The 21,875-nt window shown below is 39.9% G+C and carries 24 protein-coding genes and 2 pseudogenes; 1 reads left to right on the forward strand and 25 read right to left on the reverse strand.

The window, feature by feature from the left end; all coding sequences use genetic code 11:
- Window positions 1-78 precede the first annotated feature (78 nt).
- The 13 genes and pseudogenes from DXB83_RS07425 to DXB83_RS07485 all read right to left on the reverse strand — a co-directional run bounded on the left by DXB83_RS07425 (window position 79) and on the right by DXB83_RS07485 (window position 13,321).
- A complete protein-coding gene (locus DXB83_RS07425; protein ID WP_118697395.1) occupies window positions 79-1,677 on the reverse strand; it encodes a response regulator in 1,599 nt (532 codons plus the stop codon).
- 250 nt (window positions 1,678-1,927) lie between these two features.
- Window positions 1,928-3,580, reverse strand: coding sequence for a galactose/methyl galactoside ABC transporter permease MglC (locus DXB83_RS07430; protein ID WP_117805227.1), 1,653 nt, complete (start codon window positions 3,578-3,580; stop codon window positions 1,928-1,930).
- 17 nt (window positions 3,581-3,597) lie between these two features.
- A complete protein-coding gene (locus DXB83_RS07435) occupies window positions 3,598-5,106 on the reverse strand; it encodes a sugar ABC transporter ATP-binding protein (RefSeq protein WP_117805228.1) in 1,509 nt (502 codons plus the stop codon).
- A 147-nt stretch (window positions 5,107-5,253) separates the two neighbouring features.
- On the reverse strand, window positions 5,254-6,558 hold the full coding sequence (locus DXB83_RS07440; protein WP_117805229.1) for a substrate-binding domain-containing protein: 1,305 nt from the start codon (window positions 6,556-6,558) through the stop codon (window positions 5,254-5,256).
- Between the two features lie 343 nt (window positions 6,559-6,901).
- Entirely contained in the window at window positions 6,902-8,263 is a 1,362-nt protein-coding gene (locus DXB83_RS07445; RefSeq protein ID WP_117761998.1) for an MATE family efflux transporter, read from the reverse strand.
- A gap of 227 nt (window positions 8,264-8,490) precedes the next feature.
- Complete coding sequence (locus DXB83_RS07450) at window positions 8,491-9,204, reverse strand: metallophosphoesterase (protein ID WP_118666916.1); 714 nt, start codon at window positions 9,202-9,204, stop codon at window positions 8,491-8,493.
- Window positions 9,205-9,226: 22 nt separating this feature from the next.
- Window positions 9,227-9,346: pseudogene (locus DXB83_RS07455) on the reverse strand (ferritin family protein); the annotation flags it as partial.
- 5 nt (window positions 9,347-9,351) lie between these two features.
- Window positions 9,352-9,984 (reverse strand): flavin reductase, encoded by a 633-nt coding sequence (locus tag DXB83_RS07460; RefSeq protein WP_118697396.1) that lies wholly within the window; start codon window positions 9,982-9,984, stop codon window positions 9,352-9,354.
- Complete coding sequence (locus tag DXB83_RS07465; protein WP_055225693.1) at window positions 9,977-10,384, reverse strand: Fur family transcriptional regulator; 408 nt, start codon at window positions 10,382-10,384, stop codon at window positions 9,977-9,979. Before DXB83_RS07465 ends, DXB83_RS07460 begins: the two co-directional genes overlap by 8 nt.
- A gap of 127 nt (window positions 10,385-10,511) precedes the next feature.
- Window positions 10,512-11,261 (reverse strand): peroxide stress protein YaaA, encoded by a 750-nt coding sequence (gene yaaA / locus DXB83_RS07470; RefSeq protein WP_055267392.1) that lies wholly within the window; start codon window positions 11,259-11,261, stop codon window positions 10,512-10,514.
- Window positions 11,261-11,716, reverse strand: coding sequence for a thioredoxin-dependent thiol peroxidase (gene bcp, locus DXB83_RS07475; RefSeq protein WP_021737556.1), 456 nt, complete (start codon window positions 11,714-11,716; stop codon window positions 11,261-11,263). The genes yaaA and bcp overlap by 1 nt, the downstream gene beginning before the upstream one ends.
- Window positions 11,717-11,719: 3 nt before the next feature.
- Window positions 11,720-11,929 carry a DUF6219 family protein gene (locus tag DXB83_RS16885; protein ID WP_118595572.1) on the reverse strand — a complete coding sequence of 70 codons (210 nt, stop codon included), beginning with the start codon at window positions 11,927-11,929 and terminating at the stop codon, window positions 11,720-11,722.
- Window positions 11,930-12,664: 735 nt separating this feature from the next.
- Entirely contained in the window at window positions 12,665-13,321 is a 657-nt protein-coding gene (locus DXB83_RS07485) for a hypothetical protein (protein ID WP_172680796.1), read from the reverse strand.
- Between the two features lie 192 nt (window positions 13,322-13,513).
- On the opposite strand from DXB83_RS07485, the gene DXB83_RS07490 reads away from it, so the two are divergent.
- Complete coding sequence (locus tag DXB83_RS07490; protein WP_055182202.1) at window positions 13,514-14,029, forward strand: helix-turn-helix domain-containing protein; 516 nt, start codon at window positions 13,514-13,516, stop codon at window positions 14,027-14,029.
- Window positions 14,030-14,080: 51 nt separating this feature from the next.
- Here the strand turns inward: DXB83_RS07490 and DXB83_RS07495 are convergent, their stop codons facing one another.
- The 12 genes and pseudogenes from DXB83_RS07495 to DXB83_RS07545 form a co-directional block, all read right to left on the reverse strand.
- The gene (locus DXB83_RS07495; protein ID WP_055225697.1) at window positions 14,081-14,497 is read right to left on the reverse strand and encodes a hypothetical protein; all 417 of its coding nucleotides are present in this window, start codon (window positions 14,495-14,497) and stop codon (window positions 14,081-14,083) included.
- Between the two features lie 22 nt (window positions 14,498-14,519).
- Window positions 14,520-14,735: a hypothetical protein gene (locus DXB83_RS07500; RefSeq protein ID WP_055221652.1), complete on the reverse strand. Its 216-nt coding sequence runs from the start codon at window positions 14,733-14,735 to the stop codon at window positions 14,520-14,522.
- A gap of 308 nt (window positions 14,736-15,043) precedes the next feature.
- A pseudogene (locus DXB83_RS16890) lies at window positions 15,044-15,139 on the reverse strand (DUF6462 family protein); the annotation flags it as partial.
- A gap of 112 nt (window positions 15,140-15,251) precedes the next feature.
- The gene (locus DXB83_RS07505; protein WP_118697397.1) at window positions 15,252-16,628 is read right to left on the reverse strand and encodes a sensor histidine kinase; all 1,377 of its coding nucleotides are present in this window, start codon (window positions 16,626-16,628) and stop codon (window positions 15,252-15,254) included.
- Window positions 16,616-17,278 (reverse strand): response regulator transcription factor, encoded by a 663-nt coding sequence (locus tag DXB83_RS07510; RefSeq protein ID WP_055195474.1) that lies wholly within the window; start codon window positions 17,276-17,278, stop codon window positions 16,616-16,618. The genes DXB83_RS07505 and DXB83_RS07510 overlap by 13 nt, the downstream gene beginning before the upstream one ends.
- Before the next feature lie 14 nt (window positions 17,279-17,292).
- Window positions 17,293-18,033: a lantibiotic immunity ABC transporter MutG family permease subunit gene (locus DXB83_RS07515; RefSeq protein ID WP_055040007.1), complete on the reverse strand. Its 741-nt coding sequence runs from the start codon at window positions 18,031-18,033 to the stop codon at window positions 17,293-17,295.
- Between the two features lies 1 nt (window position 18,034).
- Window positions 18,035-18,766, reverse strand: a complete 732-nt coding sequence (locus tag DXB83_RS07520; protein ID WP_118697398.1) for a lantibiotic immunity ABC transporter MutE/EpiE family permease subunit — start codon at window positions 18,764-18,766, stop codon at window positions 18,035-18,037.
- Window positions 18,759-19,472, reverse strand: a complete 714-nt coding sequence (locus DXB83_RS07525) for a lantibiotic protection ABC transporter ATP-binding protein (protein ID WP_055225704.1) — start codon at window positions 19,470-19,472, stop codon at window positions 18,759-18,761. The genes DXB83_RS07520 and DXB83_RS07525 overlap by 8 nt, the downstream gene beginning before the upstream one ends.
- 432 nt (window positions 19,473-19,904) lie before the next feature.
- The gene (locus DXB83_RS07530) at window positions 19,905-20,273 is read right to left on the reverse strand and encodes a nuclear transport factor 2 family protein (RefSeq protein WP_118697399.1); all 369 of its coding nucleotides are present in this window, start codon (window positions 20,271-20,273) and stop codon (window positions 19,905-19,907) included.
- Between the two features lie 60 nt (window positions 20,274-20,333).
- Entirely contained in the window at window positions 20,334-20,846 is a 513-nt protein-coding gene (locus DXB83_RS07535; protein ID WP_117510125.1) for a GrpB family protein, read from the reverse strand.
- A gap of 55 nt (window positions 20,847-20,901) precedes the next feature.
- Complete coding sequence (locus tag DXB83_RS07540) at window positions 20,902-21,504, reverse strand: Type 1 glutamine amidotransferase-like domain-containing protein (protein ID WP_055267400.1); 603 nt, start codon at window positions 21,502-21,504, stop codon at window positions 20,902-20,904.
- A gap of 51 nt (window positions 21,505-21,555) precedes the next feature.
- The gene (locus DXB83_RS07545) at window positions 21,556-21,741 is read right to left on the reverse strand and encodes a DUF6440 family protein (protein ID WP_055267402.1); all 186 of its coding nucleotides are present in this window, start codon (window positions 21,739-21,741) and stop codon (window positions 21,556-21,558) included.
- Window positions 21,742-21,875 lie beyond the last annotated feature (134 nt).

The following is a 21,875-nucleotide window of genomic DNA, read 5'->3' on the forward strand; positions in this document are numbered from 1 at the left end:
CCTTTCACCTGTTCCCTCTTTTCTGCCTGATGTACTCTCGGAGTCTTTCTGTGCTTGCTCTTTCTGCTTTCCGTCTTTTTATTTTCCGGAAGCTCTGTATTTGGAAGGGGAAACACCGAATTTCTTTTTGAATACATAGCTGAAGTAGTTCGCATCCTGATATCCCACTTTTTCTGCGATCTTATAGCTTTTTTCATCGGTGTTCAGCACCATTTCTTCTGCCCTGTCCATTCGGTAATCGGTAAGATAGGAGACAAAGGACTGACCGGTTTCCTTTTTAAAGATGGACGAAAAGTAAGAATTGGACACACCAAGATCTGCGCACACATCATCCAGCGAGAGCGCCGGTTCCATATATCTGTCTTTTACGATGTTCTGTGCATCGGTGATGATCCGTCTGGAGGTACTGTTTCTGGTACTTCTCAGTTTTTCGCTGATCGCCATAGACATATTGATGATCCAGTTTGTCATAGAGCTTTCATCCAACTGAGTCACTCTTTCATAAAGGTTCTGTACATTTCCGGAAATTTCATTGAAATCCATGGAATTATTGGCACAGAATTTGAAAAATCCGCTGACAATCTCCATGGTAGCCAGATTGTACTGGCTGATGGTGGCTGCATTCTTATGGAGCTTTTCTGTCTCTTTGATGGCTTCTTTCCGGATCTTCTCCTGATCCCCTACATGGATGGCACGAAACAGCTCCTGCATCCTTGTCTCTTCTAAGGGAACCGCCTTTTTTGACTCTTTAGGAACGATCTCCGCGATATTGATGGCTCGTTTCGTTCCGTACAGGACACGATAGGATACCGCCTCTCTGGCTCCCTCGTAGGAAATACTGATGTCGTACAGACTGTTGCAGACGGTTCCGATCCCTGCGGTAACCGCCGCCCCCATAATTCTCCATGCCCAGCGGCAGAACCGGTCACATTTGTCCGTCAATTGAGCTATCTCATCTTCTGAATGGAGTTCCATAATCAGAATGGTATTACCCATATAGATGAATTCCTGACAATTACAGTTCTCCATCAGCCGCTGTTTGATCTCACGTTCCACGGACATGGATAACAATAAGGGATTCATGCCCTCCGGCACATCATTTTCCGAGGTATGAAAAATCATGCAGCAAAACAAAGGTCCCTTCATATCCACCCGATAGTCCAAAAGGAATCGTTCATAGTCCTCTTCTCTGACCCTTCCCTCGATCAGGGAAATAAAAAAATTGGACTGCAGCTTTGGTAAAACCTCCTGGAAATAGTCTTCCAGTTTTTTTACATTTAACTTTTCTTCCCGTTCCCTGTCCAGTGTGGCTTTCAGCTTCATCAGGCTTTCTGACAGCTCGGTGGCGCTGATGGGTTTCAGCATATATTCCTTAATTTCCAGATGGACGGCCTCTTTTGCATATTCGAATTCATCAAAACCGGTGCAAAGCATAATGTAAATATTGGGATAGTCCTGGTTCAGCTTTCTTGCCAGCTCCAGTCCATCCATGTAAGGCATTTTAATGTCCGTCAGTACCACATCCGGCTGAAGTTTTTCCACCAGCTCCAAAGCCTTCACGCCGTTGGTGGCACTTCCCACTACGTCAAATCCCAGATCATTCCAATGGATCTTTTTTTTCATAACATCGATGACCTCTACTTCATCATCGACAAGAATCACTTTATATTGTTCCATTCTTATCCCCCTGTTTTCCGGAGTACGTTGTTGTTCCTTCATTATAGCAGAAGATTGCTCTCTGCTGAATGAATAGTTACAAAAATTTTTGCCAGAACAGAATAAAAGACCGCCCTAGTCATCCATCGGACGACCGGGCTGTCTTATATTCTATCTGTTTATGAAGATGTTGGAATCAAAAGTTTTTCTGACCCCTTTGATACCAGATTGCTACGTGCTTTGCACTCCTGGTATCTTTATGAATGTTTCATTATTTTTTCTGTACATATTTCAGACAGTCAAGTGTTACGGCTGCCAGGATAATGATACCTTCGAAAATGAACTGAAGGTTAGTATCAATACCCAGAATCGTCAGGGCATATGTCAGGGAGGTAAAGATCAGTACACCGGTTACAACTCCGGAGATCTTACCGATACCACCGGTAAAGGATACACCACCAACTACGCAGGCTGCGATGGCATCCATATCCCATCCCTGTCCGTAAGCTGCACTACCGGAACCAACCATACGGTTACATTCCAGCCAGGAACCGAAGCCATACAGGATACCTGCCAGCATAAACGCTCCCATTGTTACTTTAAATACAGAGATACCGGATACTGCTGCCGCTTCCGGATTTCCACCTACCGCATACAGGTTTTTACCAAATGTTGTTTTGTTCCAGATAAACCATACAATGGCAACTGCTGCAACAGCCCACAGAATGATGGTCGGGAATTTTCCGATCTGCGGAATGAAAGTATTCGGGATAGCAGAATCAATCGCACCGAAGGATACACCCTTGGTCGCATAGGTAACCAGACCGAAGATGATCAGCATGTTCGCCATGGTAGAGATAAACGGATGCATTTTGAATCTTGCCATGAAGAATCCGGCAATCATGGCAAATACTGTTGTAAAGATCACACACATTAACAGTGCAAACAGTGCTTTCGCTGTAGCAGGCATAGCGGAGAAGTCAAATACATGGCCGAATACGGCACCTGTATTGATTCCGTTATGCATAATGATGGTTGCTGTAACCATACCCATACCAACCATACGTCCTACGGAAAGGTCGGTACCTGTTAACAGGATCAGACCGGCAACACCAAGTGCAAGGAACATACGCGGGGATGCCTGCTGTAAGATATTCAGGATGTTGGTAACCGTCAGCAGCTGTGTATTTTTAACGATCGGTGTGATGATACACAGTGCGATAAAGATCAGAATGATTACGATATACAGACCGTTTTTGTACAGGAACTGAGATAAATCGAAGGTATATCTGTAATTTTCCAGTTTCTGTATTCTCTGCTGCTGGAATGTGAATTTGGACGCTCTCAGCAGGTCGATCAGATGATATTTATGCATGAATGCTTCATGTCTTCTGTCCTTGATTTCCTGGAGCTTTGATTCATGAGCCATCTGTGCGTCAAACAGTTTGTTTTTGAGCACGTATTTCTCGGCCTTGATCTCTTCTGCATCCTTCAGAGAAGCAATCTTTTTCTGATGCTCGCTCTTCAGATCTGCTTTGATCTTCTCGTATCTGCTGTTTTCTTCTGCTTTTGCAGCTTTGCAGCTTTTGTTTACTACATCGTAATAATCCTTTTTGTAATGCGCAGCCAGATAGCCTTCTGCCTCTGCGACCAGCTTTTTAATTTCTTCTTTGTTGTCTGCCTCTACTTTTTTTGCATTTTCCAGCTCTTTTTTGCTGTTTTCAATGATCTTATCTCTCTGTGTTGCGGATAAGTTCTTGTTTTCTTTTGCGATCGCGATCTGTTTTTTCAGATCGCTCACTTTGTCAAAGCCGTCTGCACGTAATGCATCGATTTTTTTCTGGATTTCTTCCACATATTCATCGATCGGCTTCAAAAGCTTTGCTTCTTCTTCCGACGAAATAATAACGCTGTTTTCTGCCATTTCCAATTTTCCTCCTGTTACAGGTATTTAGCACTGAGTCTCAATAATTCTTCCTGGTTTGTTTCTTTGGTATTTACGATTCCGGCCAGACGTCCGTTAGACATAACACCGATTCGGTTGGTAATACCAAGAATCTCCGGCATTTCGGAAGAAACAACGATGATTGTTTTTCCCTGTTTCGCCATATTGATAATCAGTTCATAAATTTCATATTTTGCTCCAACATCAATTCCTCGTGTCGGGTCATCCATCATGAATACGCTCGGTGAACGCTCCAGCCATTTACCAAAGATGACCTTCTGCTGATTACCACCGGAAAGGTTGGCGATCATATCATCCGGTCCCATACATTTTGTATGCATGATCTTGATTTCTTCAGCCGTTGCACGCACCATCTTGTCATGTGATAATGCGACTCCGCTCTTATAATGCTTCATATTCGCAATGGTAGTATTGAATGTAATATCGCCCTTCAGGAACAGACCATTGGCTTTTCTTTCCTCTGTAATCAGAGCAAATCCGTGATCCATAGCATCTTTCGGGGAGGAGAAGTTCAGTACTTTTCCATCATATACGATATTTCCTTCTGCTCTTGTACGAATTCCGAAGATTGTCTCCAGAAGTTCGGTACGACCGGCACCGACCAGACCATAGAATCCGAAAATTTCTCCTTTTTTGATATCAAAAGAAATATTCTGCAGTTTCGGTGCATATTTTGTTGATATATTCTGTACGGAGAGAATCGTTTCTCCCGGTGTATTGTCTACAGGCGGAAATCTGTTGTCCAGAGAACGTCCAACCATGGCGGCGATTAGTTCGTTCATATCCGTTTCTTTACTTGGCTTGGTCATGACCAGACTACCGTCTCGCAGTACGGATATTTCGTCACAGATTTCAAATATTTCATCCATTTTATGTGAAATGTAGATCAGAGCAATTCCCTGCGCCTTCAGCTGACGCATCATCTTAAAGAGTTTTTCAACCTCCGGTGCAGTCAGGGATGATGTAGGTTCATCCAGTACAATGACTTTGGAATGATAGGAAATCGCTTTTGCGATCTCACACATCTGTCTCTGAGATACAGACATTTTCTTCATTGGCTGCGTCAGATCAACTGTAATTCCCAGTTTTCTGAACAGGTCTGATGTTTCTTTTTTCATTCTTCCTTCGTCGATCACTCCAACGGAATTCTTTGGGTATCTTCCAAGGAACATGTTATCTACAACACTTCTTTCAAGACACTGGTTCAACTCCTGGTGTACCATCGCCACTCCGTTTTCCAGTGCATCCTTCGGACCGGAGAAATTCACTTCTTTTCCGTCCAGTACGATGGTTCCTTCATCTTTCTGATAGGTTCCAAAGAGGCATTTCATCATTGTCGATTTTCCGGCACCGTTTTCACCCATCAGTCCCATAATGGTTCCAGGTTTGACATTCATGCTGATATGTTTCAGAACCTTATTTCTACCGAACGATTTGCTCATGCCGTTAATCGATAAGATATATTTATTCTTATCTTCTGTCATAGCTGCGCTTCCTTTTCTTAGTAAAGAAGGGTATCATTGCTGACACCCCTCTATAATTTCATTCATTTACGGTAACGATTCAGAGACCTCATCTCGATTTCGCATGGCTCCGAACCGTTACCATTTACACTTTTATTCTGTCTCAGATTATTTGGAGAGAAGTGATGTATATGCTGCTGCATTATCGGTCTTAACCATGTTAATTGCAAAAGCATCATACTCGCTCGGGTTTCCAAGACGGTTTGTGATATTGGACTCTGTCTGTCCGTCTCCACCGATGTAATCTACCTTCAGGTTCAGCAGATCATCATATTTCTCCAGCAGTGGCTGATAGGTAGAGCTCAGGAAGTTATCCGATGCGTTGTAGATATTCAGCCATACTTTTTTGGATGGGCTCTTGCTTTCATCCAGCTGTTTTGCAACTTTATCGTAAACTTTTGTGGAATCTGTGAAATCGTTGTAGTTATCGGCTGTTACAGCAATATTTAATGCGTAGTAAGATCTCTCTTCTTCGCTGTATCTGTAATCCTCACCCTCTGTCAGGCAGTTGCCGGCTTCATCTGCTGTACCGATACCGGTATCAATGTCTACACCGTCCAGTGCGTTACGCAGAACTCTCAGTGTCAGGTAAGCCTGAACGTCTGCATGCTGAGAAATTGTTCCGCCATATCCTTCACCGATTGCTGCTACAGCATCGCTGTTTGCATCGTAACCGAAGGTAGGAACTTTGTTGTCTTTTGCCCATGCATTGAACATTGACATTCCCATACCATCGTTATTGGAAACTACAACATCGATCTGATCACCGAAGGAAGCTGTCCATGTTCCGATCGCGTTACCAGCTGTTGCAGCATCCCATGTTGCACCTGCTGAGTTTTTCATTTCCTGAGAAGCCAGCTCACGGATGGTATATGTTTTTCCGTCTACATCCAGAGTTGCATCCTGCACAACCTTTGCTTTTCCGTCTACGTTTGTTCCGGCCGGTGTAGAATCTACTCCGCCGTCTGCATCTACACCTGTTCCAAGTGCGGAACGAACACCACGTGTACGGGCGATAGAATCGTTATGTCCGATATCACCGATTGCCAGAACATATCCGATTACGCCGTCACCGTTTCTGTCGATCGTGTCTGCGTTTTTCTTGATGTAATCCAGAACCATCTGTCCCTGCAGTTCAGCACCCTGGTTTGCATCGAAACCTACATAATAAGTATTTCCGTTGAAGTTCAGAGCATCTTTGTCCAGTTCGCCGGTAGCACTGCTGGATGGCTGACGGTTGAACCAGCACAGAGGTTTGTCCTTGTTTTCTACGCTTCCGCCCGTTGATGCCGTAGAATCTGCTGTTTCTGTTTTCTGGGTAGAATCTTTAGACTCTGATGGGGATCCGCCACAACCAGCCATGGATACTGCCATAGCTACTGCCATAATTGTTGCTAATGCTTTTCTTTTCATTTTTATTCCTCCCGTTTGGTGATTTTGCTAGATTCGCTTCGTTCCTAGCTGATGAATTCATTATAATCACAAGCGGTCTGAAAAAAAATAGAATATTTTTGGATTAGTTATTGAAATTTTTGGTTATTTCTTGTCGTAATTCCCCAAAACTCCAAGAATCATGCAAAAAAGCAGTCCCACAGAGCGCAAATTACTGCATGACAGATTTTCGTCGTACCTCGGGTACGCCTTCCAATCTGTTTCCTGTAGTTTGCGTTCTGCAGCACTGCTTTTTTTGTATTATTTCTTACTTATGCTTTAAGCGGGGTAAGAGCTCTAAAATCCTCTTGCAGGCGAGACTGCATCAGCTTTCTGACGTTTTAGCATCTTTATATTTCCGTATCAGAATCATATAGCTTATGATCAGTAAAACAGCTGCACTGCTCCATGCACAGATCTCGGCATAGTATATTCCCTCTTCGCCGATCCATTTCGGCAGCAGCAGCGCAACGCTGACACGCATCACAAATTCTGCAATGCCGCTGGCAAGCGGAATCAAAGTATTGCCCAGCCCCTGGATCGCGGAACGATACACATGCAGCAAATACAGTATCCACAAAAAGACAGCCATGATAAACAAATACTTATATGCAATATCTAACACCTGTCGGATCTGCTCCGGTTCACCGGATACAAACAGAGACAATATATTACGCCCAATCAGCACCATCATACCGGAAATGAAAACAGAAGTGAGCACTGCCATATACGTACCGCTGCGCACACCTTTTCGGATTCTCTGATATTTCTTTGCGCCAAGATTCTGCCCTACATACGTTGTAATCGCATATCCATAGGAAACGGCTGCCATCTCCAAAATTCCATACAGCTTGTTCGTTGCCGTAAATCCGGCTACAAACAGAAAGCCAAAGCCATTGATCACATACTGCACCGTAAGTCCTCCCACAGAAATGATCACGTTCTGTATGGCAAGAGGAGTCCCCAGCTTCAAAAGCCGCAGACTCATAGACGGCTGCCTGTAAAAATCCTCCTTTTCCAGTCGGATATCCCTGATTTTCCGTAATACAAGCAGACAGTACAAGGCTGAAAATCCCTGTGCAATAACAGTCGCCACGGCTGCTCCGGCTACGCCCCAGCCAAAAACTGCCACAAACAGCAGGTCAAGTCCCACATTGATCACTGCTGCCACGGTCATTGCAATCAATGGAGATCTGCTGTTTCCAAGTGCCCTTAAGATCGCCGCAAAGATATTATAGGCAGCTATAATCGGGACTCCCGCAAAAATCAGCCGCAAATATAGCATCGTCAGATCAATAACATTATCCGGTGTCTGCAAAAATAAAAGAACGTGATAAACTGCGCCTTCACTTACTGCAAGTACAATCACAGACAGTAATGCTGTCATAATATAGCTTTTCGCCACCGCACATTTCAGATTTTCCTTTTCCCCTGCTCCATAGTACTGCGATACAAGAATCGAAAAGCCCTGTGTGATACCTGTCATGATGCCCAGCACCAGCCAGACCAGCCAGTCTCCGGCGCCTACTGCCGCCAACGCTTCTACTCCTACCACCTGGCCAACAATCATGGTGTCCGCCATCGTATAAAACTGCTGGAAAATATTTCCGAGCATCAGTGGTATGGCAAACGTTATGATCAGTTTTCCGGGGGATCCCGCAGTCATATTCTTTTCATTTGTTCCCATAAGATTAAGAAGCTCCTTTTCTCTCTTTCTCCTCCTGCCGCTATTTTACAGGGGACCCTTGCGAAACACAATTCTATTTTTTCACAAAGTTTTTCCGATATTTTTGGTGGCTATTACTTTCTTTTGAGGTAAAAAGAGATTTTCGTTGGTTTTCCATTACAGAGTATGAAAAAGAAGCAGCGTATTTGAGACGCAGACATAATATGCATCCAATTACGTATCGGATTCTACATCTTAATTCCGCAGTATTCCCATGTCACTGTATCGAGCAAGAGGAACTCCTCTGTTCCAATTGGCTTTCCATCTCTGTAAGTTGAAAACACATCCGTGCTAATCAGATTTCCCTCTTTCGTAATTGCATCCATAGGTGTATGACCTACAACCTGCAACAACTTACGTGGCTTATATAATCTCATTTTTGAATGCTGTGGTCTCAGCCAGATCGGCGATGCATCATTCCACATCTCGATTCTTCCGAGCTGATTAATCGTCTCTAGCACAGCATCCACATCATTATATTTTGCTCGCGGAACATATTCCTCTACAAAGAAATTCAGTACGCCTCCATGAGAAAAGAGAACATTGCCTATTCTCTGAACATATTTAATGGGATTATCTTCTGGAACAGCCTCTCGCAAATCCAACAACTTTCTTTGCACTGTCAGTGAAGCCATGGAGCTATAACCGCTCTCCAGACAATGCCACAGATAACTCAAATCGTGATTCCCGTAGCACCAGGCTGTTTCCGGAAATGCTTTTGCAAACCGAATAGCCTCATCATAAGTTTCTTCATAAAGTCCGACATTATATTGCTTGTCCCAATCATCAGGGATGTCCATCAGACATACCGCTCGATCGGCAATTCCCTGATGCATAAGAGCTGTAGCCTGTTTAAACATCTGCGGTTTAAGATGAACATCAGGAATTACTAATATCTTCATACCATCATACCTTCTTATACTAACCTTCCTTTTTCGCTACAGAAGCAAAATAGGTATACTTATTTCTTGCCTGTGATTCCCCTGCAAATGCCTCCTGTAAATTCTTCTCTGTCTGTGTTCCTGCATATTCGTTTGCCGCCATCTCTTTTACCTCCGTTTCTTTACTACTTTTTCAAAATCTGATGCCGGGTGCTTGCACAAAGGGCATATAAAGTCATCTGGTAATTCCTCGCCTACATATTCATATCCGCAAATTCTGCAACGCCATATTGTCTGACCGTCCTCTGTTTTTCCAACCTCCTGTGGCTTAGGCTTAATATTATTCTGATAATAATCATATGTTACTGAAGGAACATTGCTTAAAACTTCCATATCGGTTATCTCACCGATAAACATCGTATGTGAACCCAAGTCCTCTGTTTTAGTAACTGTCACAGAAATGTATGCATTTGTACCTTCTGTAATATAATAAATACCATTTGTGCCCCTGGCACACTGCTCAAAGGCTTCAAACTTATTGGTATCTCTTCCTGATTGGAAGCCAAAATGTTTGAACAATTCAAATTGTGCCTTCTGACTTAAGACTGATACAGTAAATTTTCCGGTTCTTTGAATCATATCATGCGTATAATTTGCCTTATTTACACAGATACTTAACTGGTTTGGTTCCGAAGCTGCCTGAATGGCTGTATTAATGATGCATCCGTTATCTTTTTCTGCTTCTTTAGCGGTCAATATAAACAGTCCATAACTCAACTTATACATTGCTTTCCTATCCATGCTGTTCCTCCTTTACCTTCTCCCTGCATTTCGGGCAAATGCCTTTAAATGAAATATCATAATCCACAAATTCAATTCCATGAGTGTTATGAATTCTTTCCAGCAAATCCGGTATTTGATCCATATCCACATCAAAAATTTCACCGCACTTTATACATCTTACATGGTAATGATTTTTCAATGTAAAATCAAATCGGTTCGGTCCATTCGGAACTTCAACCTTTCTTAATGCACCTTCCTCTACCAATATATCAAGATTTCTATATACCGTTCCTTTTCCAATTGTTGGATATGCTTCTTTTATAAATTCATACACTTCATTTGCCGTAACGTGTCTTCTCATTTCGTATACGGTATTTCTTACGAGATCTTTTTGAATGGTATTTCTCCTACTTGTCATTCGTCCTCCTTATTAGGATTAGTTCTTAATAAGGATTATATACCACCATCATCCTGCTGTCAATAAAAATAGTAATAATTCTCATTATTATAAAAACTGTCAAACTGAGCATCTTTTACCTGAATAACTATTTTATTTTGCGTTCAAATACATATTCTGAATCTGAAGATAAATCAGACCTAAACGAATATCCGAGTCTATCAAATTTCTGAATCTCCACCGGATTTTCAATATTATTTTCCGCTATGAATCTGACCATTTCACCCCGAGCCATCTTGGCATAGGTACCTTTTGTTACCAATTTATCTCCGGATAACTCACAAAATACAATCGTAATATATCTGTCCTGTGATGTCAGATACTTTTCTATACATTTTGAGTATTCTTTTGATGCAAGATTAATGATAATCCTCCTGTCATCGATTATTGAGCGGTATAACAATTCTCCCCAGTACTCATACAGATTTTTTGCATCTCCAATTCCAACCTTTGCCTGCATTTCAAGACGATAAGGAGTCACACCATCCATTGGTTTTAAAATGCCATAAAACGCAGACAAGATTCTTAAATGATTTTGCAAATACTCAAACTGCTGGATTTCAAACACAGATGGTGCCATATATTGAAATGCAATCCCTTCATATGCTAAAACAGCCGGAGTAAGCCTGTTATAAAGATCCATATTTTCCAATCTGTTAAAGTTCTGCTCTGCAATCTTGTCATTACATTTCCAGATAGCTTTCAGTTCTTCTTTTGATTTGCTTTTCATCCAGTTTAATACTTCTGCTGTCTTATCAATATAGACAGGCAGTTCAACCGGTGCTAAGTTATCGGTATCTACAATCATCTTTTTTGCAGGTGATAAAATAATCTTCATTATGCCAATTCCTTAAGCATATTTTCAGGATCATCTGCCGCCTTGACTTTATCATTTGCCTTTATAATGATTCCCTGCTCATCAATAAGATATGTAGTTCTTACTACACCCATAGATACTTTTCCATAATTTTTCTTTTCTTTCCAGACATCATATGCTTCAATAACTTTACGCTCCGGATCTGCTAATAGCGTAAATGCCAGTCCGTATTTTTCTTCAAATCTCTTGTGAGACGCTACAGAGTCCTTGCTTACTCCGAGAATAACAGCTCCCTTCTCAGTAAACTGTGGATAACGCTCAGAAAAGCCACATGCCTGCTTCGTACATCCTGGTGTATTATCCTTTGGATAAAAATATAAGATCACTTTTTTTCCTGCATAATCGCTTAATTTATGCATTTCTCCATTCTGATCCGGCAATTCAAAGTCCGGTGCTTTTTTTCCTAACTCTAACATTTACTATTCCTCCGCTTTTGTATTTTCCACCTGTTTTCTTATTCTTTTATTACCTGAAATCATTTTATGTCCCGTATACATAGACATGATCATACATATAAGAGTGCTACACGCAAAATACCTATGACCTGATTTGGATCCTTTATATCCAGTATAAAAAGTTCCAATCATAGTAATTAACGCTCCGATTGACCAATACTTATGTGCTTTCATTTTATACCTCCAAATTGATTAAGCTGTTTCCAAAATAAATATCTCTGGATCATTAACAATATTATACATTCCATCCATTACTTTTGACAAGCAGGGAAAGAAAAATACTCAATCCAAATACAAAAGGATGTATCACGATAATTCTTGCATTACCTTGACGCATCCTTTCGTGTTGTATTTTTTTATTCTTCTTTTCATTATTTTTTAATTTACAGATACCCTGCGTCATTGTTCCCCTTTGGCAGAATGTATACCAGGTTCGTGGCTTATATGCCTTAGACACTGTGCTGTTTGGCTCATAAACCTCAACCTCCTTGTGCTTAGAGTATATGAAATTTTAGCTTTATCTTGTAAGTTTGCGAATATCCGTATAAACAAAAAAGCCCTTTGAGAAAAGGATTTTTCCTCTCTCAAAGGGCAAGTTGGCAAACAGGAAGTTTTGCATACGTTATTCTTCTAATATTTTTGTAGGGTTCGCATAGAAAAAGTGTTACAGACTTTTTCTCACAGTCTCCAATCCCATGTAACCATCACCAGTGTTAAAACCTTTCATTGCCAACTCCTCCATTTCTTTGAATTTTATGATTTAATCTTCTTTGACGGTTACAGTGTATATCAATAGGTGGGGTATAAAAATCCCTGCTCTTTTATACTGCTATCCTTCTAAGACAAAAGGCCCAGAATACTTTTTCCTGAGCCTTTCCATCTTGTTGTTTTCAATTATAGATAAAGCTATTATGCAACATTCTGATTCTCATCATCTAGTTGAGGTAAATCTTCATCGCTACCAATTGCTTTTAAACCTAACATTGTTACCGTCACTCCCAAAGCTAATGTTACAACTCCCCCAATCGTCTTGAACACTCGCTCATGAAATTTCTGCTGCTGTAAATATAATTCCGTTATTTTATCAGCTTCTTCCATCATTTTTTCAGAAAATTCCCTTCTTTCCTCCTCTGTTAAGTTTTCTTGTTCCAGCTGATTTGCGAAGGTCTCAAGAACATACTGATGTGCATGAACTGCTTGTTCATATTCTTCTTTATTTGTTTCTAAAATTGTTTTGCATAACTGTGTATAATTTTCTATTGCTGATTCCACAAACTCTACATATACTGGGAACTGCTTTATTATTTCAAGCGCCACTTCCTTTTCCATATATGGAATCATAGATGTAAACTCCATCACTTTATCCTTTGTTAAATTTCGAAATGATTCAATTTTTAACGCTTTTTTTACAGCTTCTTCTGAATGATATCTTTTTCTTATTTTCTTTTCCATGATTATGTTCCTACTTTGCTTCTTTGCGAATGGTGCCAATTTTTTTGTCACTTCTGGTATCTCTTCCATTTTTGTTTCTAATAGTCCCCGGTGGAAGACCATGCTTCTTTTCAAATGTTCCTACTCTACAATCACTTCTAGTTTTCCTCATGTTTTTTCTTCCTTTCATAATTCCGTATCAACAATGCACTTGTTGTTTACTGATGCTTCAAGTATAATAAAATCTATAAAGAAAATACACGCACAGCATGTGGACTTAACACCTGATAATTCTCATGTTCGGCGATATACGGGGAGGTTATTCTCATGGGGAAACAATCTACAAGAGAAAATAAAACAATTTATCAGATTTGCCGGGAAGAAGCCGGTCTTACCAGATTAGAAGCCAGCGAAAAAATGACTGCTGTTTCTGATTCTAAAATTGAAAAATTTGAATATGAAATGCAGGAACCTACACCTTATGATATTATCCAGATGGCAGACGCTTACGGGCGACCAGATCTCTGCAATTATTACTGCTCTCATAAATGCGAAATCGGTCACCGTTATGTCCCGGAAGTCGAAGTTTCTGACTTGTCCAATATAATCCTGGAAACCATTGCCAGTCTGAATGAGATTAATCCTCTTACCACACGTCTGATCCAGATTGCCCGTGACGGTAAGATCAGTGATGATGAGATCAAGGATTTTGCTTTTATCAGCAACAAACTGGATGAAATTTCTCTGGCAATAGATTCTCTGAATCTCTGGGTTGATAAAACAGCCGGAGAGCAGGGACTAAACATCGAATTGCTCAGAGAAGAAAAAAAGAAACAGAAATAAGTATGAAAAAACAAGGCAGCGAACCTATTTATGGTTCACTGCCTCTTTCCTTTACATATGCTGTAACTGGTTTATGATGTATTCCGTTCTGCGGATAGCTTCTTCCACCTGATGTCTGGCATTATTGATTCGATCCTGCACCATCCAATCCACAACAAATCCATCAAAAAAATAATCTGCAAAGGATAAGAAGTCTCCAGTATTGATGTTTAAATTACAAGCCACGTTCACATCATTTAATTCCCTACTGAAATTACGAAGATCATATTTCGCCTGTTCCATATTTTGTCTTGCCTGATCCATCTTGGAGTGTTTCAACATCGTAGAAAAGAATCCACCGCCAAACATATCCACCAAGCCCCAATTCTTTGCACTGTTCAGGTTCTCTTTTGCTGTCCGAAGACTACTTAACGCACGTTGTCCTGCTTCAATCGCTTCTCGTTTCTCTTTTTCTATATCATATCCCATAATTTCTTCCCTCCTCGTATTTTTATGAGTTAGATGATATAAGTGCAATGATTCCGCCGATGATCAACAATGGAAGTGCAATATAAATCAGTCCGCCAACAACCATTCCTATCAAAATCACCGGGAAAAATACAACTGTACAGAGCAGCTTTAAGATTCCCCAGGATGCTTTTACACCAAATATAAAAAATTTTCCAATAAACCAAATCATGCATATAGCAAATAATAACGATAACATATTCTACTCCTTCTGACTCCTGTTATGATTTGAATCATTCATTTTTTTGATTGTTTACTTGATATAAACTCAGATGTATTTCTCACACCGATTTTACTACTGAATTCTGGGTTCTTCTCTATTTTTTCAATCATCCGAATTATCCTTATTCTCTGTGCTGTATCCATCTGCTCACCTCATTCTAACAGTTCTGCCTTTTGATATTGTCAGTATAACCGGATAACTTTTCAAAATATATACCTAATACAAAGAATTGAACATATGTAATTCTCAATTTTCGAGGAATAGTTGTTCCTCCTGTTCTTTCATCAAAATTCTTCATCACGGAATGCTTCCAGATATTCATCAATAAGATCCAAATTAACTAACACGATTCTTTTGACATGGTATACTGCTCTGGCATCTTTTGCTAACTGTTAGAGTATATGAAGTTTTGGCTTTATCTTGTAGTTTGCGAATATCCGTATAAATGAAAAGTCTAATCCCCCAGCTATGCTGGGGGATTAGACTTTTCATTTAGCTTGTTTCTTGACTACTCAGGAAAAATATTTCTACCCGCGCCCCACCTGTATTTTCAGAATTTGAAAGTTTAATACCTCCACCATATTTTTCAGCCACAGTTTTTGCAAAAAATAGTCCCATCCCATAATGGGCTTCGCCATTTCTACTTGTGTCATCCATAAAAAACTGCTCTGTGCCATGCAATAATGCTTCTTTTGTAAATCCTGATCCGCTATCCTCCACAATGAATGTCAGCCGGCCATCCTGCTCCTTTGCGTCAATATAAATGATTCCATTTTCTTTTGTATGCTCCACTGCATTCTGAATCACATTCATTACGGCTCGGAACATTGGATCATAAGCAATCGTTACCTTTTTATCACTTTGTCCCGCCTTCCAATCTATTTTCTGGTGATAGATTTCTACCAGTCCGAATGCCTGTTCCTTTATATCTGCGAAAAAATCTTCTAACCTCACCGTTGTATAGGTAACATCACTGCAATTCCATGATTTTGTGACATCTATCAACTGTTTTACATAACTTTGTATCTGTGTTGTGCCGTTCAAAACATAAGTGATATTATTCTTCTGTTCTGTGGTCAGTTCAGTCTCTGAAAGTAGTTCTGCATTTCCCCGTACAATCGTAAGAGGTGTTTTAATATCATGCGCCAAAGCAGACATCTGTTGTTTCTTTTCCTGCTCTGTTTTCCACTGCTTTTCTAAAGATTCTCGCAATGCATCTCGCATATCATCGATTGCCGATAAACAGTCATCAAACTCTTTGATACCGGAACAGGATGTCTCATATTCCAGATTTTGATCCTTTATTTGTCTGATTGCGTCTAATACAGGCTGCATCTGCTTTTTGATTCTTTTTCCAAAACGTATGGACGGAATGATGATAATCGCTACCGCTCCAATCACTGACATAATACTCATCACATTCTGTGGTCCTATAAAATGCTCCCTCAAAAAAGCTGAATGATATTGAGGTGTCAGGCGATATTGCAATACAACATATTCATTTTCCCTTACAATTACTTTATAAAAATATTTCCCGGATGCGTTTCCGTACTTTGCAACATTCCATGCTATCTGTTCGTATTGTTCTGACAGATCTCCACCTATTTTCTCTCCATTCTCTGAAAAGATTACATAATCACAAAGTGCGGGAATCATCTCAGCAGTCACTTTATCTGCACGTAGAATCGTATCATATGCTTCATTAATCTTTTGCTCTGCATAATTTGCCGGATAAATACAGCCCACACTAATCAAAAGGCACAGCAGCAGATAAGCAACAATCACCAAACCAACTAATGATCCAAGCATGACCAGTACATATCTCATAAAAATCCTGCTGAGTGCATTGCTTCTCTTTACTCTTCCCATTTATATCCAATCCCCCAGACTGTTTTTATCGGCATATAATCATAATCCGCAAATTTTGCTCTTATATTTTTGATATGCGTGATTATAGTACTGTCATTACTCTCATTGTCAAAGCCAAAGACCGCTTCCAATATCTGTTCCTTCGAGAAAACCTGTCCTCTGTTTTTAGCCAGAAATTCACAGATTTCGTACTCTGCTTTCGTAAACGGAAGTTCTTTATCATCCATCAACAGTTTCTTTTGAGACATCTGAATGCAGACTCTCCCTAAAACCATCCGGACAGAATGTTCCCTGTGCTCTCTTCTAAGATGTGCATTGATCCTTGCCCGAAGTTCCATCACTCCAAATGGCTTTGAAATATAATCATCTGCTCCTAAAGAGAGTCCGTTTACCAGACTGTTTTCCTCCGTTTTTGCCGTAAGAAACAAAATCGGACAATCCACAAGTATCCTAATTCTTTTGCATAATTCGAAGCCATCAATTCCAGGCATCATAATGTCCAGTAAAATCAGGTCATAACGATGTAATTCTTCCATATTAATTTTTAGTGGATTACTTACTTTGGTAACCAGATGTCCATCCTTATTCAAAATGCTTTCTATCATTTCCAGAATTGCCGGTTCATCATCAACTGCCAGTATTTTTGCCATAGTTTCCCTCGATTCTATTCCGATATTCTGTTTCCTTCCCAGTGGTTTACCCACCAAAAATAGTATACCATACTAATCCCTGTAAATATTAAGCAACCTGGTATGAATGACAACCATTCACCTACACTAGTTTCTCCCAATACAGATTGCAGATAAGTATATGGTACTCTACCCGTCCAGCAGACAAATACATATTTCCACACATAATCTCCAAGTCCGGTAAGCATCAATGCACTAATTAGTCCTGATATAATCCCTGCTCCAATGGATACCCCTTTTCCAAACTGAAAAGCCAGAATCAGCTGCCACAGATAAAGTGGAACACTGCTTCCCCACAGCAGCAATGCTGCAAATATACATCCTTTCATGATTTCGATATCGCTTGATGCGATTCTTCCAAATCCAATTCCGAATATGATTGCTGTCAATAGGATAGAGCACAGACACAAAACCAGTAGCATCAACAGTTTCGATAAAAATGCTGCAGGTTTATCCGGTAAAGACAACAGGTTTTGAAAATTACCTGCATTTTGTTCTTGTTCCATCACACTTGCTGTAAAAATTCCAATAAGTACCGGAAGTCCTGCTCCTATTGCCTGATAAAATGCAATCACTTTCATATTTTCATTCCATGGTGAAAAAAAGTAATATATTAAAAATATAACGCTGGTTATAATCGGAATCAGTAAGTGTGCCAGAATCACAGATGTTCCTTTCATCTTTCGCAAGTCTGCATTAAGAGATCTTCCAATCATCTTATTTCACCTCTCTTCTCTCAAACCATTTCAAAAACAGAACCGTTACAAAAACAAACCAGATGATTGAGAGACACATTCCCGGAACAATGACTCCCGTATCCAAAAGAGGATTCCCTGCTTCTGCGGCAAGTCCATTTGGTAAAACATGAAGCAACGGGCACATCATTCGCATAGGGATTGCAGAAACAAGTACATACCAGATTCTGGTTTGTGATATTACCACACCGCCGACGGTAATAAACAGGCAGACGAACAGGTTTACAATCATTCCAAATCGTTCACTTAAAAATAAAGCTACCGGAATCTCCCATAACTCAGAAACCGTCAGAAACAATACTGCAATCAACGCTCCTCCAACTGGAACATGTGTCGTTAGAAGAAAGCCTCCAAGCGTTGCTCCTGCAAACACAATCACATTAGAAAACAAAATCATGTACCCAATATAAATAATTTTCCCCAGCAACAATTTTCTTCTATCTGTGGGAATAGTCATTAAATGATAGTATTTTATCTTTTTCTCCTGCGCCACAGAAAGATAACAAAATAGAGCAATCATCCCCGGCAGCAAAAGTGTATACCACCAGTTCCAAACACTTTCTGCATAAGCATTTGTCATCCCAAGAGTAAATATAAATGCCATGACAAATGTAAGAAGAGGAAATCCCCAGATAAACTTTTTTCGCATGGTTCTTTTGGCTTTTTGATGTTCTGCTTTTATAATATTAACCATGGATTTCACCTGCTTTCTGGTTTTTTCTTACCACATTCATAAACAAATCTTCAAGATTATCTCCCTGCTTTAATGCTCCTTCGTATCCTAAGATTCCACCTGAAATAATCCCGACTTTATCTGCAAGTAACTGTACCTCTGAGAGAATATGACTGGAGAGAATTACAGTGATTCCCTGTTCCGGAAAAGACCGGATCAGCTCTCGTAATTCCTCGATTCCTATTGGATCTAATCCATTCGTAGGTTCATCCAATATCAAAAGTTCCGGTTCTCCAAGCAATGCCATTGCAATGCCTAGTCTTTGCTTCATTCCCAAAGAAAACTGTCCTGCTTTCTTCTTTCCGGTGTTTGTAAGTGATACAATCTGCAAGACCTCATCAATTCTGTTTTCATCTGTACCAAGCAATAATTGTCTTACCTTCAAATTCTCTCTGGCGGAAAGATTTTCATAAATAGGCGGATTCTCAATTAACGCTCCTATTTTTGATAAATCTTTCCTATCCCAAAGTTTTCCATCAAAGTAAATCTTTCCTGCAGTGGGTTTCATCATACCAGTCAACATTTTCAATGTGGTAGATTTTCCCGCACCATTCGGTCCAAGTAGTCCATAAATCTGTTTCTTTTCTATATTAAGTGAAACATTATTTACCGCTTTCTGCTTTCTAAAATATTTACACAAATTTTGTGTCTGCAACATCATTTCCATCTTTACTATCCTTCCTTCCATATTTCATTTCTTACTGAAATATAACCTAACAGAAAAAAATAAAGATTTGATGAAGATTGCTAAATAATTCGTCTACTCTATTTTTATTCTCGTATGGAATAAACCATCATTAATAAGGGTAAGATCACTGGTGCAGTTGACATTGACAATATGTATGAATTTGCTTCTTCACACTGCAATGATTTCAAGGATCTCCGCGATGATGAGGACATTGTTATCAATCGGGAGTGGATCCTTAACAAACTTGCCGAAGCAGAAAACGAATAGTATATTTGGTGGCTACACCCCCAAGCCCCTGTAGAATCAATAACGCCGGTACTGGATATCAAAATCCCGCACCGGCGTTATTAATTGTAATTCTTTTTTCTACTCAAATAAACAGCTTATCTGCCCTACAAACTTGAATTTAGATCATGATTCATATGGATAGTAGTGTTCTGCCTTCGACTGAAATTCACATAATTTTAATATTTTCATATCCTTATCAAAATCTGCTATTGTAACACCATCAAAGCCATCTATCTTACCATCATAATTACATCTGAAGTACCATTCAACAATTAACGTTTGGTTTTGCTCGAATATTCGTTTGATTGTCCATTCCAATACTTGTCCCTTATTATTCCAATTTTCAAACCATGTTACAATTTGTGGTAAGCCATGATATTCAGGTCCATAGCATTCACTATACAAAGCATTTTCAGAAAAAGTCTGTTTTACAATCTCAACATCGTTATCTAACCAAGACTGAAAATATTTCTTAATGACATCTACTTTCATATTATCCTCCACAAATTCCGATTTTTCGTTCTCTACGACTTCCCAATAAACGGGAATTTGTCATATCCCTATTTCTGAGTAGATTTTTTCGACAAACGGTGACTTATGCTCGATATACTTCTCAATATCAAATGGATAGAGTGCAGCGCCTTCTTCTTTAATTCTACTGTATTCACGCACAGCTTCCGGATGAGAACGCAAATATTCACGGAAAGCAATATGCCTTTTCAGTTCCTCAGAATCTCGCGGGCATACATATAGATGATGCTTCCGCAAATGGGTTTTGCCTTCATATTTAAATGCTTCCCGTCCGGCAATACCAAGGTTTCCTTCATGGTGATAGTCGATTCTTTCTAAGGCAGAGATTACAGCGTCAAGCATGGAGTAATCTTTAATGACGACATCAATATCAATAATCGGTTTCGCTGATAAACCATGCACTGAAGTGCTGCCAACATGTTCTATCACAAGAGCCAGTTGATCAAGAGCTTCCTGGATTTCACTCTTGATTTCACAAAAATCCCGTGTCCAGTGTTCATCATAAGGTAGCACAACAACATGCTTTGTAATCATTCTCTTTACCTCCCCAAATTCCGATTTCTCAGTTTCAAAAACTGGAATTTTCAAATTAGTCTTTGCAAATAACCTTTGAACCTTCACCATCGATTACAATTCCCTGACGGTTGTTAATTGGGCATAGATTCAAATCCGAAAATTCAGTCATTATTTTCTCAGTAACTTTCTTAAATGGTGCTGTAAGATAATGCGGAAGAACATAGAAATCAATCAAATCAAGCCCTGCATCATCTTCTTGTGAGTAGTCCTCCGGCTTTTCATCCATTTGTTCAATATATTGGATAGTTGGAGCGCATATAATCGCACCCGCCGATTCACCAATCATCAGTTTTCCCTTTGCCAATTCCTTCTTCAATAGCTCATCCGTTCTCGTTTTACGGAGCTGATCCATAAGGAAGAAAGAATTTCCACCAGTAAAATAGATCACATCCGCATCTTCAAAAACGGACTGTATCGTTAAATAAGCCTCCGTTGAAATATCAATTTCCGTTACGGTTGCTCCCAGTTTATTGAATAGCTTTCGAGCCGAGCCGACATAACCGGTATAGCCTTCACGCAGCGAAGCTGTGGGAATAAATGCGACTTTCTTGTTATCAATTTCTTCTTTTATCAAACTTCCTACACTTGAAAAGTGCGAACATAAAAACAGTTTCATCCATATCCTCCTTAATAAATTCCGATTTTCTTAATTCTACAAACTTTAATTTTACTTAGTAACTATGACTTTTCCTTCAGAATCCAGAAGAGGTGTAATACCAGCCCCGTATCCAGATTTCCAACAAAGATAATTAACTCCAGTCTCCTTATCTACAAGAATTTGTCGAATCCCTTCATCTTTAAGCGAACTTCCATCTCTAAATATAACTTCAAATCTTTCTTCTTTCTTCGCCATGTTTATTCCTCCTCGTTAAGCATTAAATACCGATTTGCATTTCCATTCATTTTAGAAAATGGGCAACTCCGATTGGAATTGCCCACTCATTGCACTAATTATGCGATTTTCTCTTGCTTGCACCGATTTCTGCA

The organism is Blautia sp. OM06-15AC (genome assembly GCF_003481425.1).
GTDB lineage: Bacteria > Bacillota > Clostridia > Lachnospirales > Lachnospiraceae > Fusicatenibacter > Fusicatenibacter saccharivorans.